13 protein-coding genes and 1 tRNA gene are annotated in these 14,022 nt (G+C 61.1%); 9 read left to right on the forward strand and 5 right to left on the reverse strand.

The features are described 5' to 3' along the window. Window positions 1–83: 83 nt before the first annotated feature. The 3 genes from glgC to EGN72_RS02820 are packed head-to-tail and all read right to left on the reverse strand — an operon-like array spanning window position 84 to window position 6,000. On the reverse strand, window positions 84–1,355 hold the full coding sequence (gene glgC, locus EGN72_RS02810) for a glucose-1-phosphate adenylyltransferase (protein ID WP_127045136.1): 1,272 nt from the start codon (window positions 1,353–1,355) through the stop codon (window positions 84–86). Window positions 1,356–1,392: 37 nt separating this feature from the next. After that, on the reverse strand, window positions 1,393–3,606 hold the full coding sequence (gene glgB / locus EGN72_RS02815; protein ID WP_127045137.1) for a 1,4-alpha-glucan branching protein GlgB: 2,214 nt from the start codon (window positions 3,604–3,606) through the stop codon (window positions 1,393–1,395). 24 nt (window positions 3,607–3,630) lie between these two features. Continuing rightward, entirely contained in the window at window positions 3,631–6,000 is a 2,370-nt protein-coding gene (locus EGN72_RS02820; RefSeq protein WP_127045171.1) for a glycogen/starch/alpha-glucan phosphorylase, read from the reverse strand. Between the two features lie 346 nt (window positions 6,001–6,346). On the opposite strand from EGN72_RS02820, the gene EGN72_RS02825 reads away from it, so the two are divergent. Together EGN72_RS02825 and EGN72_RS02830 are read left to right on the forward strand one after the other, a co-directional pair. After that, window positions 6,347–6,781, forward strand: a complete 435-nt coding sequence (locus EGN72_RS02825) for an Rrf2 family transcriptional regulator (RefSeq protein WP_127045138.1) — start codon at window positions 6,347–6,349, stop codon at window positions 6,779–6,781. 433 nt (window positions 6,782–7,214) lie between these two features. Then, complete coding sequence (locus EGN72_RS02830) at window positions 7,215–7,562, forward strand: TfoX/Sxy family protein (RefSeq protein ID WP_127045139.1); 348 nt, start codon at window positions 7,215–7,217, stop codon at window positions 7,560–7,562. On the opposite strand, the gene EGN72_RS02835 is transcribed toward EGN72_RS02830, so the two are convergent. Then, entirely contained in the window at window positions 7,559–8,296 is a 738-nt protein-coding gene (locus EGN72_RS02835) for a GNAT family N-acetyltransferase (protein ID WP_127045172.1), read from the reverse strand. The two genes, EGN72_RS02830 and EGN72_RS02835, sit on opposite strands and share 4 nt — an antisense overlap. 230 nt (window positions 8,297–8,526) lie before the next feature. Continuing rightward, window positions 8,527–8,997, reverse strand: coding sequence for an outer membrane protein assembly factor BamE (locus EGN72_RS02840; protein ID WP_127045140.1), 471 nt, complete (start codon window positions 8,995–8,997; stop codon window positions 8,527–8,529). A gap of 159 nt (window positions 8,998–9,156) precedes the next feature. Between EGN72_RS02840 and EGN72_RS02845 the strand changes: the two genes are divergently transcribed. From EGN72_RS02845 to EGN72_RS02875, 7 genes are all read left to right on the forward strand, one after another. Beyond that, window positions 9,157–9,750: a YceD family protein gene (locus tag EGN72_RS02845; RefSeq protein ID WP_127045141.1), complete on the forward strand. Its 594-nt coding sequence runs from the start codon at window positions 9,157–9,159 to the stop codon at window positions 9,748–9,750. 163 nt (window positions 9,751–9,913) lie between these two features. Beyond that, window positions 9,914–10,120 carry a 50S ribosomal protein L32 gene (rpmF, locus tag EGN72_RS02850; protein WP_082224021.1) on the forward strand — a complete coding sequence of 69 codons (207 nt, stop codon included), beginning with the start codon at window positions 9,914–9,916 and terminating at the stop codon, window positions 10,118–10,120. Between the two features lie 23 nt (window positions 10,121–10,143). After that, window positions 10,144–11,277, forward strand: coding sequence for a phosphate acyltransferase PlsX (plsX, locus tag EGN72_RS02855; protein ID WP_127045142.1), 1,134 nt, complete (start codon window positions 10,144–10,146; stop codon window positions 11,275–11,277). After that, window positions 11,274–12,248 carry a beta-ketoacyl-ACP synthase III gene (locus EGN72_RS02860; protein WP_127045143.1) on the forward strand — a complete coding sequence of 325 codons (975 nt, stop codon included), beginning with the start codon at window positions 11,274–11,276 and terminating at the stop codon, window positions 12,246–12,248. The genes plsX and EGN72_RS02860 overlap by 4 nt, the downstream gene beginning before the upstream one ends. A gap of 104 nt (window positions 12,249–12,352) precedes the next feature. After that, window positions 12,353–12,655 carry an integration host factor subunit alpha gene (gene ihfA / locus EGN72_RS02865; RefSeq protein ID WP_127045144.1) on the forward strand — a complete coding sequence of 101 codons (303 nt, stop codon included), beginning with the start codon at window positions 12,353–12,355 and terminating at the stop codon, window positions 12,653–12,655. Between the two features lie 14 nt (window positions 12,656–12,669). Further along, window positions 12,670–13,833, forward strand: a complete 1,164-nt coding sequence (locus EGN72_RS19435) for a MerR family transcriptional regulator (protein WP_233587007.1) — start codon at window positions 12,670–12,672, stop codon at window positions 13,831–13,833. A gap of 64 nt (window positions 13,834–13,897) precedes the next feature. Further along, a tRNA-Pro gene (locus EGN72_RS02875) sits at window positions 13,898–13,975 on the forward strand. The last annotated feature ends 47 nt before the right edge of the window (window positions 13,976–14,022 follow it).

Raw genomic sequence — 14,022 nt, forward strand, 5'->3', positions numbered from 1 at the left:
GCCCTTTCTTTTCGGTCCAAATATCCTCGGGTGGGGGTCTGGGGGAGGGCAGACAGCCCTCCCCCAGCCTTGCCCCAAAACCCTCAGCTCAGCTTCCGCGCCCGCGCGTCCAGCATATCCTGCGTGATCAGCACCACCCCGGCATCGGTGCGGCGGAACCACTTGGCATCCATCTCGGGGTCTTTGCCCACGACCAAGCCTTCGGGAATGATCACCCCGCGGTCAATCACGCAGTTTTTCAACTCCGCCTTGCGGTTCACGATCACATCGGGCAACGCCACGACATATTCCAGACTGGCATAGCTATGCGTCCGGCATCCCGTGAACAGCAAACTGTTGGACACCGAAGACCCCGACACGATGCAATCCCCTGACACCAGCGATGACACCGCCGAGCCGCGCCGCGCCGCCTCATCATGAATGAATTTCGCGGGCGGCTTGATCTCGGCATAGGTCCAGATCGGCCAGGCGTTATCATAAAGATCCAGCTTCGGCACAAAATCCGTCAGGTCGATATTGGCCTGCCAGAAGGCATCAATCGTGCCGACATCGCGCCAATAGGGCTCGGTTTCCAAGCCCGACGTCACACAGCTTTCGGAAAACCGGTGCGCCATGGCTTTGCCGTTCTTCACGATGTCAGGGATCAGATCATTGCCGAAATCATGGCTGGAATTGGGGTCCTCGGCATCGCGGATCAGCAGATCGCGCAGGAAATCCCAGTTGAACACATAGATCCCCATCGAGGCCAGCGCCGAAGCCGGGTCCCCCGGCATATGCGGCGGGTTGGCGGGCTTTTCCAGAAAGGCCGTGATGCGCAAATCCTTGTCCACATCCATCACACCAAAGGCAGAGGCCTCGGCCAGCGGCACTGTCAGACAGCCGATGGTCACATCCGCCCCGGTTTCGACATGCTGTTGCAGCATGATCTCGTAGTCCATCTTGTAGATATGATCACCTGCAAGGATCACCACATATTTGACGCCATAGCTGTCAACGATATCAATGTTTTGCGTCACGGCATCGGCGGTGCCCAGATACCATTTGTTTTCCGACACGCGCTGCGATGCGGGCAGAATATCCAGATATTCATTCCGCTCGGCCCGGAAAAACCCCCAGCCGCGCTGCATGTGGCGGATCAGGCTGTGGGCCTTGTATTGCGTGGCAATCGCCATTTTGCGGATACCCGAATTCAGCGCGTTTGACAGCGCAAAGTCGATGATCCGCGTCTTGCCGCCGAAATAGACCGCAGGCTTGGCCCGCTTGTCGGTCAATTCCTTCAAGCGGCTGCCGCGCCCGCCTGCCAGAACGAAGGCCATGGCCTGCGATGACAACCTTTGATTGATGCGTGGTTGCATGGGTTCTCCCCTCCCCTAAAAATGGCCTTGAAAGCCCTTATGTCTTGTCGCCCGATGCGCCGACCTTGGCTTGCTGAAAGAACAAGGTCGCCAGCGGCGGCAAAGTGATCATGGCAGAGTGCGGCTGGTTGTGGCTTGGCACGGCTTCGGCCTCGACCCCGCCCATGTTGCCCCGGTTCCCCCCGCCATAGATCGCGGCATCGGTGTTCAGCACTTCTGCCCACGGCCCCGGCCCCGGCAAGCCAAGGCGCAAGCGCCGCTCCACCGGGGTGAAGTTGCAGGCCACGACCACCGGCGCATCGCCCGCCTTGCCCTTGCGCACAAAGGCATAGGTGGAACCATCGGCATCTTCGGCGGAAATCCAGTCAAAGCCCTCGGGGCGGCTGTCATGCAGATACAGCGCTGGCGTGCGCCGGTAGAGCGCATTCAGATCGCGCACCAGCGCCTGCACCCCACGATGCGGCGCGCCATGCTCGCCTTCCAGCTCATGCCAATCAAGGCTGCGGGCATGTGCCCATTCGCCGTTCTGGGCAAATTCGCAACCCATGAACAACAGTTTCTTGCCCGGATGCCCCCACATGAACCCGTAATAGGCCCGCAGATTGGCGAATTTCTGGTCGCGGTCGCCCGGCATCTTTTCCAGCATGGAGCCTTTGCCATGCACCACCTCATCATGGCTGATCGGCAGGATGAAGTTTTCCGACCACGCGTAATGCAGGCCAAAGGTCATCTGGTGGTGGTGGTGTTTGCGGTAGATCGGGTCGCGCTGCATATAAGACAGCGTGTCATTCATCCAGCCCATGTTCCATTTGAAGCCAAAGCCAAGCCCGCCATGATCCACCGGGCGCGACACGCCGGGAAAGGCGGTGCTTTCCTCGGCCACGGTCATGATGCCGGGGCAATCACCATAGGCGGTGATATTCATGTTTTGCAGCAGAGCAATCGCCTCATAATTCTCGCGCCCGCCATCGCGGTTGGGCACCCATTGCCCCGCCTCGCGGCTGTAATCGCGGTAAAGCATCGACGCGACAGCATCGACGCGCAGCCCGTCAAGGTGGTATTCCTCTAACCAATACAAAGCGTTGGAGATCAGGTAATTGGCCACCTCGGTGCGGCCATAGTTGAAAATCAGGGTGTTCCAATCCTGATGGAAACCTTCGCGCGGGTCGGCATGTTCATAAAGCGGCGTGCCATCAAAGCGGCCCAGCCCATGCGCATCGGACGGAAAATGCCCCGGCACCCAATCCAGCAGCACCCCGATGCCCGCCTGATGCGCCGCCTGCACAAAGGCGCGGAATTCGGGCGGCGTGCCGTGGCGGATGGTGGGGGCAAACAGGCCCACGGGCTGATAGCCCCAAGACCCATCAAAGGGGTATTCGGAAATCGGCATCAGCTCGATATGGGTAAAGCCCATCTCGGTCACATAAGTGACCAGCTGATCGGCCAGTTCATCATAGCTGAGCATCCGGTCCCCCGGCGCGCGCTTCCATGAGGCCAGATGCACCTCATAGACCGAAATCGGCGCGTCGACCGTCTGCGCCGTGGCGCGGGTTTTCATCCATGTGCCATCCTGCCAATCGGCCCCGCGCAGATCGCGCACCACCGAAGCATTGGCAGGCGGGTGTTCGGACCCATAGCCCACCGGATCGGATTTCAGCGGCATCACCGCCCCGTCCAGATTGCGGATTTCGTATTTATAGGCGGTGCCTTCGGTCAGGCCGGGGATAAAGATTTCCCACACGCCTGTCGGCCCGCGGCGGCGCATCGGCGCGCGGCGGCCATCCCAGACGTTGAAATCGCCCACCACCGAAACGCGTTGCGCATTGGGGGCCCAGACGGCGAAATGCACACCTTCCACGCCTTCATGCGTGATCAGATGCGCGCCCAGCACATTCCACAGCCGTTTATGCGTGCCCTCGCCCAGCAGATATTCATCCATTTCGCCCAAGACGGGGCCAAAGCGGAACGGGTCTTCAAAGGTCCATGTGCTGCCATGGCCGCTGGCCTTCAGGTGATAGGCAACGCGGCCCGGCAGATCGGCGGTAAAGAACCCCGGCACGCCCGATAGCGGCTTTGCGTCAATCTCGGTGTCGGTGACGACAACCAGCGCATCCGCCCCCGGCACGAACACCCGCAACTGCCAGCCCGCCCCCACCGGATGCAGCCCCAGAACCGAGAACGGATCGCCATGCGTGCCTTCGGCAATGGCGCGGGCGGCGTGGATCGACAGGGCGGCGGTGGTTTGGGCCATTCGGTTTCGCCTTTTATGCGTGGGTCACAGGGCAGGTTCGACAGACCAGATATCGGCCATATAACCACGAATTGTCCGGTCGGAAGAGAAATATCCGGACCGGGCCGTATTCAGCGCCGCCATGCGCAGCCATTTCGCCCGGTCGGCATAGGCGGCATCCACCTTGGCCTGCGCGCCGAGATAGGCATCGAAATCCGCCGCGACGAGGAAATAGTCATGGTGCCAGACCCGATGCACCAAGCCGTGATAACGGTCGCGCTGGCTGGGGGAAAACTGGCCTTCGGCAATGGCTTGCAGCACCGCTTGCAAGTGCGCGCTTGCCTCTATCGCCTCGCGCGCGTGGTCAGGGTTTTCGCGGCGGGTCACCACCTCGGCGGCGGTCAGGCCAAAGAGAAAGAAGTTTTCCGCCCCGACATGGTCCAGAATTTCCACATTGGCCCCGTCCAGCGTGCCAATGGTCGGCGCGCCATTCATCATGAATTTCATATTGCCGGTGCCCGAGGCCTCTTTGCCCGCGGTCGAGATTTGTTCCGACAGGTCAGAGGCCGGGATCAGACGTTCCGCCATGGAAACATTGTAGTTCGGCGGATATAGCACTTTCAGCCGGTCACCAACATCAGGATCAGCATTAACAACGCTGGCCACATCATTGATAAGATGGATGATTTCTTTGGCGACCGCATAGCCGGGTGCGGCCTTGCCGCCAAAGATCTTCACGCGTGGAACCCAATCGGCCTGCGGGTTGGCCTTGATCGCCTGATAGCGGGCGATGGTTTCCAGAATGTTCAAAAGCTGGCGCTTGTATTCGTGGATCCGCTTGATCTGCACGTCAAACAGCGCATCGGGGTTCACGGTGACGCCGCAATGCGCCCCGATCCACCCGGTCAATGCTGCCTTGTTGCTGCGCTTGGCTGCGTCAAAGGCGGCGCGGAAGCCGGCGTCATCGACATGCGGCTCCAGCCCTTTCAGGCGGTCAAGGTCATCTTCCCACCCTGCGCCGATGGTGTCGGTGATCAACCCAGCCAAGGGACGGTTGGCCATGCGCAGCCAGCGGCGCGGGGTTACGCCATTGGTCTGGTTGATGATGCGGCCCGGATGCAAGGCGTTCAGTTCGGGGAACAGGTTTTGCTTTACCAGATCGGAATGCAGCGCCGAAACGCCGTTGACCTTATGCGCGGTGATAAAGGCCAACTCGCCCATCCGCACTTCATGGTGTTTCACGATGCCCACATAATGCGGGCGGTTGGGATGGGCGCGGCGATGCGCGCTGTCGATACGTTCGACAATCTGCATATGGCGCGGCAGCACTGTGCCAAAGGTGAAAGTGGCCCATTTTTCAAGGGCTTCTGGCAACAAGGTGTGGTTGGTATAGCCAAGGCAGGCCTGCGCGGTTTTCAAGGCCGCGTCAAACTCCATCCCATGCTCGTCGACCAACAGGCGGATCAGTTCCGGCCCGGCGATGGCGGGATGGGTGTCATTCATCTGAATTGCGACATGGTTGGGCAGTGCTGCAATATCCAGCCCGGCGGCCAGATGGCGGCGCAGGATGTCTTGCAGCGCGGCAGAGGTCAGGAAAAATTCCTGCTTCAGGCGCAGTTCCTTACCCTGATAGGTGGTGTCATCTGGGTAAAGCACCCGGCTCAGCGTGCGGGCCAGCGCCTCTGGCTCGGCGGCGGCGGCATAGTCACCACGGTTGAACCGTTCCAGATCGAACATGGTCGTGGGCTTTGCGCCCCACAGCCGCAGCGTATTGGCCCATTTGCCCTGCCAGCCCACCACCGGCATATCATGCGCCGAGGCGATGACGGTTTCGCCCGGCACCCAGGTTTCGCCGTCCATATGGCCCTTGAAGGGGATGGTATAGGCCGCCTCGGGGCGGGCAAATTCCCACGGATTGGGCTGCGACAGCCAATCTTCGGGCGTTTCCACCTGAAAACCACCCTCAAACCGCTGGCGGAACAGCCCATGTTCATAGCGGATGCCATAGCCATAGGCAGGGCAGCCCACGGTGGCCATGCTTTCCATGAAACAGGCGGCCAGACGGCCAAGCCCGCCATTGCCAAGCGCCGCATCGGGTTCATCCTCGATCACATCGCGGTAATCCTGCCCATTGGCCGCCATGACGGCGCGGGCCTCATCATCCAGACCAAGGTTCATCGCGGCATCTTCCAGAACGCGCCCGATCAGGAATTCCATGGACAGATAATAGACCCGCTTGCGCCCTTCGGCCCATGTGCGGCGGGTAGAGGCGAACCACGGCCCCACCACCCGGTCACGAATGGCGAAAGACAGCGCCATGCGCCAATCATAGCGGCTGGCATGGGCGGTATCCTTGCCCAGTGTATAGGTCAGGTGGCGCAACACATCCTGGCCCAATCCTTCGGATTTGAACATCAGGTCAGGGGATTGAATGGTATGCTTTGGCGTGTTCACTGTGTCGTCCCGTCTGAATTATGGCCCCGCAGCTTGGGGCAATGGCTTTTGTGGCCAGAGTGGCGCGACCGCCCGTTCCCATCAAGCCCGGAACGGTGCCGCACCCCAATCACGTGCCAGTCCTATTGGATACCCGCGCTATTTTGACGTCTGCGCTATTTTACCCTTCGCGCTATATGATAGCGCTAACAATAGCAAGGAAAAACGAAATCCGGCATGGTTCCCGGCCGTGATAAACCTGATCTAGATCATGTTTTGCAAGCCCGCGATGGGGTAGCGTTACCCGATCACAACACAGGCATTTGGCATGAGACTGACGATACGCACAAATCTGGCAATGCGCACCTTGATGTTTTGCGCGGTGAACGCCGGGCAAACGGTTCGCAAGCAGGATGTCGCAGAGGCATGCAATGCGTCCGAAAATCATCTGGCACAGGTGATCCATAAACTGGCACAAGCCGATTACATCACGACCGTCCGGGGCCGCAGTGGCGGGTTGTCCCTGCGCCGCGATGCTGCCGACATTCGGGTGGGTGAGGTTGTGCGCTGTTTTGAATCCACCGTGCCCTTTACCGAATGTATGGAAGGCGGCGATGCGGGCTGCCCGCTGGCAGGCTGTTGCCGCCTGAAATGCGCCTTTGCCGATGCGCTGGAGGCGTTTTATGCCTCTCTCGACAGGTTGACGATTGCCGATATGGTCGCGGATAACACCGATCTGACGCGGTTGCTGCGGGTCGCCTGAGGGGCTTTGCACTGACTATCACAGAGGATTCGGCAAAAATCAGCCGAAATCTGTGGCCTTCCTGCACAACGGGTCAAGGGCCGGATTTTTCCCCCTTGTGATGGCAAGAGGTGGTGACTAGATCGCCGTAATCTTGCCATATTGTTGCCACGGGATGGCCGCAACTGACCTTTAAAATTTGAGCGATCGGACTGTTGCAAGGCGGTCTTTCGCAATCGGAACAAACCCATGGCAAACGCGCCCATCACCCCGCAGCAAGGCAGCACCCCTGCCCCAACTCAACAGCAGCAACAAGGTCAGACCCCGGCCAACGGCCAACAACAGGGTCAGCCGATCTTCCGCGACTGGGCTTCGATCTAGGCGCTTTTGCGGCAGCCCCCCTTGGCCGCGCCCTATCGGGCGGGCTAATCTGGGGGCAAAGCAAGGGCTGCCCATGAACGCGTCACATTCCCCTGTCAGTTCCATTCCCAATCTTGGCCCCGCCTCTGAGGCGGCCTTTGCCAAGGCGGGTATCCATTCGGCCGAAGCACTGCGCGCGCTTGGGCCGGATGCGGCTTACTTGCGGCTGCTGCAATCGGGCGCCGCCCCGCATTTCATTGGCTATTATGTGATTGTGATGGGGCTGCAAGGGCGGCCCTGGAATGATTGCAAGGGTGCCGAGAAAGCCGCCCTGCGCAAACGCTTTGACGCGCTGAAAGCGCAGGTGCCACGGCAAGGCCGGACCGAGATTGAGGCGGCGCTGGATTTTCTGGGCGTGGTCGAACGCAAGCGCAAGGCCTAGCCCGACACCGCGCGCAACAAACGGGCACGGGTGGGCGGAATGGCATCCACCTCGACCCCGGTAAAGACATGCATGGTTTGCAGATCATGGTCATAGACCGCGTGATCGCTGACCCAGCCGCCCATCACCAGATAGCTGCGCAGCAGGGGCGGAAGACCGGCCTGCGCCTTGGTCGGGTCGCAGACATGGCCCGCAAGGCCGGTTGCAAACTCGAACACCTCGGGGGCCTTGATGCCCGGCCGCCATTGCTCTGGCGCGATATGCTTGCGGTGCAACAGGCTGAAAGCATCCAGATGCGGCGCGGCCTGATCCCCGACAAAAGAGGTGCAACCAAACAGCAGGCGCACCCCGGTTGCATCGACCCACGCAGTCAACGCCCCCCAAGCCATGCGCAGGATATCCGGGTCCAGATGGCCGGGATGGATGCAAAAACGCCCGATTTCGACCATCGGGCCGGGAAAGCGCGCCAATGCTGCCAGATCATAGAATTGCGCGGAATAGCTGCGCTGCACCGCTGCCCCGTCAGGCACCGCCAGCAAGCGAAAGCAGCCGACAAGCGTGCCCGAGGCGGCGTCCTCAATCAAAATCTGGGTGCAGTGTTGGTCGAACGGGTCGGCATCCAACACCCCGGCGGGCTTTCCAAAGCACAGGGCGCGCAGGCTTTGGGCGCGGGCCAGATCATCGGGCGCCGTGCCGGGGCGGGCAAGATAGCGGCCTTTGCGAAAATGCAGCACCGAACCATCCTTTGACCTGGGCGACATGCGGTTCACACCTCTACATATGCGGGGCGGCGCAAGGCGATGCAAGCCAAAGCAGCGCCCGGCCCGCCCCTTCGGCGCAGGGGCGATGCGAATCATTCCCGCCTCTCTCTTGCTTGATTGCGGAACAACAAAAGGCCGGAGCACATTGCGTGCCCCGGCCCCGATCTGTCAAAACCGCCCGCCGCCTTGCGGCAAAAGCGGCCTCAGTTGCTCAACAACTCATCCGCCCGCAAGCGGCCGAAGCTGCTAAAGAGCTGACGCAGGAAGCTGATGCCTTTGATATTCGTTTCGGTTACGCGGCGCGACAGCGGCACGACCCGCCCTTCCGCCAGACCAAAGCGCTCTACATTCTCGACGATCCCGCGATCATCGAAGGTGATCGCCAGCACCTGACGGTCAATTTCCTCTGATTTCATCGGCCCAACAGTCTTGAACTGGCTTTGCACGTAATACCAACCCACATCGTTCAACAGCCCCGATGCCGAAGGCCGCCCGACCGCATCCGCCACATCCTGACGCGACGACACGCCGACCTGAACCGCCTCCAACTCTGTATCGGAGGGCACATAGCCGTGATTGCGATAGATCGCCGAACAGGCAGAGAGCAGCACAATGCACCCTGCCATGACCAGTTGGGCCATCCGCGCCCGTAGCTTGCCTGCCTGCACTTCCATCGCACCCTCTTGCCTATGGGGCCTAAGCCCCGTATCCCGGTCCGGTTTTCCGGCGTTGCTCTTGGCTTACAGAAGGATAGGCTTTTGTTCAAGAAAGGAACGCAAGGCGATGGGCAAGGATCGCCCCGCCCGCATCACAGATTACCCGAAGGAGAGCCGATGTCACAGCCCCTGCCCCCAGAACAAGGCCCATTGCCCTATAGCGTGCCCTATCGCGTGGCCGGCCTGTCCAGCCGCAAACCCAACCGGTTTGATCTGAAACCGGATGCGGAAACCCGCGCGGCCATTGCGGCGTTTCTGGATATTACCGCGATCAAGACGCTGCGGTTCAGCGGCATGATCTCTCCCAAAGGCCGGCATGATTTCGTGCTGGAGGCCGCGTTGGAGGCAGAGGTGGAGCAACCTTGCTGCGTCTCGCTTGCCCCGGTGCGCAGCCATTTGCGCGAAGATGTGCTGCGTGTCTTTCTCGCGGATTACGATCTGCCAGAGGCTGCCGAGATGGAAATGCCCGAGGATGACACCTCTGAACCTTTGGGCGAAGTGATCGACGCAGGCCATGTGCTGCTGGAGGCGCTGGCGCTGGCCTTGCCGCCCTTTCCCAAGGCCGAAGGGGCCACGCTGGAAAACGCGCAGTTCACCGCCCCCGGTGCCGCACCGCTGCGCGATGATGACCTGCGGCCCTTTGCCGGACTTGCGGCGCTGAAAGCCAAGCTGGAAAACCCCGATGACGGCCCGCAAGGCGACGGCAGCTAACCCAAGTTTGCCAATCTTTCAGAAAGGGCTTGCGTATAACAAGAATCGCAGTATGTTCCGCGCTTCGTTTACAGTGTGGATCAGACGCACCCAAAGCCTTGGGTTTCGGCCGGATCCCCAAGGAAAATCAGGGGCCTAGCCCCCAATAACCCGAGGTCGAGACATGGCTGTCCCGCAGAATAAAGTCACCAAATCCAAGCGCAACATGCGCCGTGCTCATGATGCGCTGGTCGCATCGAACCCGGCGGAATGCTCCAACTGTGGTGAGTTGAAGCGCCCGCACCACGTTTGTGGTGCTTGCGGTCATTATGATGCCCGCGAAGTGATTGCGTCCACCGAAGAAATCGATCTGGACGAGGACGCGGCGTAAGCCGTCCGTCATTGCCCTGACGCATGACGATAAGCACCGACACACCTGTGACGAACGAACAGGGCCCGACTGGGCAGGCTGCGGGGCGTATCGTAATTTCGGTTGACGCCATGGGCGGCGACCGGGGGCCTGCGGCTGTTGTCGCAGGTCTTGTGCTGTCGGCTGCGGCGAATCCGCGGATCGCCTTCATCCTGCATGGGGATGAGGCTGTTTTGGCACCGATGGTCGCCAAACACCCGGAATTGTCCGGGCGTTGCACGTTGCGCCATGCCGCGCGCGTCGTGACGATGGAGGACAAGCCAAGCCAGGTCATGCGCAATGGCGATGGCACCTCGATGTGGTCTTGCATCGAGGCGGTCAAGCAGGGTGAGGCGACGGTTGCGGTGTCCTGCGGCAATACCGGCGCGCTGATGGCGATTTCGATGATTCGCCTGCGCCGCCTGCCCGGTGTCACGCGCCCCGCGATTGCCTGTCTGTGGCCCTCACGCAACCCCGGCGGCTTTAACGTGATGTTGGATGTGGGCGCGGATGTAAAAGCCGACCCCGAAGATCTGCTGCAATTTGCCATGATGGGCGCATCCTATGCCCGCAACGGCCTGAACCTGAAACGCCCGCGCGTTGGCTTGCTGAATGTCGGCACCGAGGAAAACAAGGGCCGACCAGAGCTGAAACAAGCCTATGATCAGCTTAGCGCGGTGGCGGATGTGGGTGATTTCGACTTTGTCGGCTTTGTCGAAGGCGGCGATATTCCCGGCGACCGGGTCGATGTGATCGTGACAGACGGCTTTAACGGCAATATCGCGCTGAAAACCGGCGAAGGCACCGCCAAGCTGATTTCCGATTTCATGCGGGAGGCCTTCAACGCAAGCCTGTTCTCCAAATTCGGTGCGCTGCTGGCGCTTGGCTCTTTGCGCCGTTTGCAAAAGCGGATTGATCCGCGCCGGGTGAACGGCGGGGTGTTTCTGGGGCTGAACGGCACGGTTGTGAAATCCCACGGCTCTGCCGATGCGACCGGGGTATCGGCGGCGATCAAACTGGCCTTTGACCTTGCAAAATCCGGGTTCAATGAACGACTGGCGGCGCGCGTTGCCTCTGCCGGGCAAGCAGGGCACTCTGTGCCAGCCGATGCGCAGACAGGAAATGGTGGGGAAAAATGACACTTCGTGCCGTCGTCAAAGGCGTTGGGCATTATCTGCCTGAACGTGTGGTGCCGAATTCGGAATTTGAAGCCACGCTCGACACTTCGGATGAGTGGATCAAAAGCCGCTCCGGCATCGAACGCCGCCATTTCGCCGCCGAAGGGGAAACCACCTCGGTGCTGGCCACCCATGCGGCACGGGCCGCGCTAAAGATGGCCGGGATGCAGCCCGATGACATCGACGCGATCGTCGTCGCCACCTCCACCCCCGACCTCACGTTCCCTTCGGTGGGCACCATGGTGCAGGCGCAACTGGGCATGACGCGCGGCTTTGCCTTTGACGTGCAGGCGGTCTGTGCCGGGTTTGTCTTTGCACTGACCAATGCGAATGCGTTGATTCTGTCGGGTCAGGCCAAGCGGGTGCTGGTGATCGGGGCTGAAACCTTCAGCCGGATCATGGATTGGACGGATCGGTCCACCTGCGTTTTGTTCGGTGATGGCGCCGGCGCGCTGGTGCTGGAAGGCGAAACGGGCGACGGCACAACCAGCGACCGCGGCATCCTGTCGGCAGACCTGAATTCCGATGGGCGCTACCGCGAAATGCTTTATGTCGATGGCGGTGTGTCCACCTCTGGTCAAGCGGGCAAGCTGCGGATGCAGGGCAATCAGTTGTTTCGTCAAGCCGTTGAAAAACTTGCTGAAACAGCTGAGGCTGCTTTGGAAAAGGTGGGGCTGTCGGGACCGGATGTGGATTGGATCGTGCCGCATCAGGCCAATCTGCGCATCATCAGCGCCACTGCCGCACGGATGGAGGTGCCGATGGAAAATGTGGTGCTGACCGTGCAGGATCACGGCAATACCTCTGCCGCCTCTATCCCGCTGGCGCTGTCGGTGGGTGTGGCACGCGGCCAGATCAAGCAAGGCGATCTGATCGTGACCGAAGCGATTGGCGGCGGTTTGGCCTGGGGCGCTGTCGTTCTGCGCTGGTAGGCGAGTTTTCGTTCCTTTGGCATCTTAACTGCGGGCTGCAAGTCTCTGATATTGACTTGGCTTTTCAAAGGCAGCATCCTTCCTGAAAAACCCGGGGGGATAGAATGAGTGAAAAGACTTTGACACGGATGGACCTGAGCGAAGCTGTGTTTCGCGAGGTGGGCCTGTCACGGAATGAATCGGCGCAGCTTGTGGAAAGCGTGCTGCAACATGTGTCGGATGCGCTGGCATCGGGCGAGACGGTGAAGATCTCGTCTTTTGGCACCTTCTCGATCCGGGACAAAACCGCCCGCATCGGGCGCAACCCAAAGACCGGTGATGAAGTGCCGATCAGCCCGCGCCGCGTGCTGACCTTCCGGCCGTCACATCTGATGAAAGACCGCGTTGCTGCTGGCAGCCACGGGTGATCTGAGGCGGGATAATGGATAAATCGCCCGACGCGTTTCGCACGATCAGTGAAGTTGCCGAGCTTCTGGAAACGCCCGCGCATGTCTTGCGGTTCTGGGAAAGCCGGTTTCCACAGATCAAACCCGTGAAGCGCGCGGGCGGCCGCCGCTATTACCGCCCTGCCGATATGGCGCTGCTGTCGGGTATCCGGCGCTTGCTGCATGAGGAAGGGATGACCATCCGGGGCGTGCAGAAAATTCTGCGTGAACAAGGGGTTAAACATGTATCCGGCTTGGCAGAGGACGAGGATGCCGAGGCGGAGATGATGGATACCGATCTGGAGCTGGCAGCGGAGTCGCCAGAGGCAGAGCAGAAAAGCACGGCCCCAATTCCGTTGTTTCCCGGCAAATCCGCCGCAGCAGAGGCTACGGATGCAGAGCCTATGCAGGACGCCCCGCAGCAGGCAGAAGACGTGCGAGAGGAGGCTGCGCCCGAACGGGCCGCCGCCCAAGCCGCCGATGCACTGGCCGCTGCCCGCGGGCCCGAAACCCCGGCAGAGCCAACGCCTGCCCCGCTGACGGCAGCAGAGGAACAAGCCTTGCAGGCCGCACTCTCTGGCCCCTTCGGCAAGGCCGAGCCTGTGGCCGCAGCGCCAGAGGAAAACGCAGAACCTGCGCCCCCCAGAACGCAAGCGCCCCTGTCCGAGGCGGACAGCGAAGCGCCGGAATTCGCCTTTGAGCCGACAGAGCCTTTGCCCGCGCCTGCGCCGGGCCCTGAACCCGAATCAGCCGGACCGCTCGGGGATGATTCGGTGACGGAGAACACAAACGCGCCCGAGGCACATGACCCTGCCCCCCAATCGGCCCCAGAACAGGCAGCAGAACCGGCGGCAGAGCCAGAGCCCGTGACAGCGCATCCACCACAGCCAGAGCCGGAAGACGCAGCGGAACCCGTGGCCGCAGCAGCGGCGCAAACCGAGGCCAAGGCGGCACCGCCCAGCGACGCACCGGCCAAGCCTGCCTTGCCCGGGCCCTTGCCCATGTTCCAAGAGATTACCGGCCACTGGTTGCCTGCCGATTTGCGCGCCCTGCGGCGCGGGGATCTGGCCCCGAAACGGGCTGAGGCCGAGGCGCTGATGCGGCGGTTGGAGCAGTTGCGCAACCGTGTGGGTGATCTGGGCCGGGTTCCGCGCCGCTAATTCGTCGCCAATGGTGCTTTCATGCTTGCCCCCGCCCGGAAATTCAGTATGAAAGCGCCAGTGTCGGGCTATGGCGCAGCCTGGTTAGCGCGTCCGTCTGGGGGACGGAAGGTCGTGAGTTCGAATCTCGCTAGCCCGACCAGTTTTGAAACCGCCCGCCCTGTGCAGACAGGCGCGGGCGTTTCCATA

Source organism: Pseudorhodobacter sp. E13 (assembly GCF_003991405.1).
Taxonomy (GTDB): domain Bacteria; phylum Pseudomonadota; class Alphaproteobacteria; order Rhodobacterales; family Rhodobacteraceae; genus Pseudorhodobacter.

What these genes read in the sequence shown, in the direction of transcription:
- glgC (WP_127045136.1), bottom strand. Translation starts at nt 1,355, where the DNA reads ATGCAACCACGCATCAATCAAAGGTTGTCATCGCAGGCCATGGCCTTC.
- glgB (WP_127045137.1), bottom strand. Translation starts at nt 3,606, where the DNA reads ATGGCCCAAACCACCGCCGCCCTGTCGATCCACGCCGCCCGCGCCATT.
- EGN72_RS02820 (WP_127045171.1), bottom strand. Translation starts at nt 6,000, where the DNA reads ATGTTCAAATCCGAAGGATTGGGCCAGGATGTGTTGCGCCACCTGACC.
- EGN72_RS02825 (WP_127045138.1), top strand. Translation starts at nt 6,347, where the DNA reads ATGAGACTGACGATACGCACAAATCTGGCAATGCGCACCTTGATGTTT.
- EGN72_RS02830 (WP_127045139.1), top strand. Translation starts at nt 7,215, where the DNA reads ATGAACGCGTCACATTCCCCTGTCAGTTCCATTCCCAATCTTGGCCCC.
- EGN72_RS02840 (WP_127045140.1), bottom strand. Translation starts at nt 8,997, where the DNA reads ATGGAAGTGCAGGCAGGCAAGCTACGGGCGCGGATGGCCCAACTGGTC.
- EGN72_RS02845 (WP_127045141.1), top strand. Translation starts at nt 9,157, where the DNA reads ATGTCACAGCCCCTGCCCCCAGAACAAGGCCCATTGCCCTATAGCGTG.
- rpmF (WP_082224021.1), top strand. Translation starts at nt 9,914, where the DNA reads ATGGCTGTCCCGCAGAATAAAGTCACCAAATCCAAGCGCAACATGCGC.
- plsX (WP_127045142.1), top strand. Translation starts at nt 10,144, where the DNA reads ATGACGATAAGCACCGACACACCTGTGACGAACGAACAGGGCCCGACT.
- EGN72_RS02860 (WP_127045143.1), top strand. Translation starts at nt 11,274, where the DNA reads ATGACACTTCGTGCCGTCGTCAAAGGCGTTGGGCATTATCTGCCTGAA.
- ihfA (WP_127045144.1), top strand. Translation starts at nt 12,353, where the DNA reads ATGAGTGAAAAGACTTTGACACGGATGGACCTGAGCGAAGCTGTGTTT.
- EGN72_RS19435 (WP_233587007.1), top strand. Translation starts at nt 12,670, where the DNA reads ATGGATAAATCGCCCGACGCGTTTCGCACGATCAGTGAAGTTGCCGAG.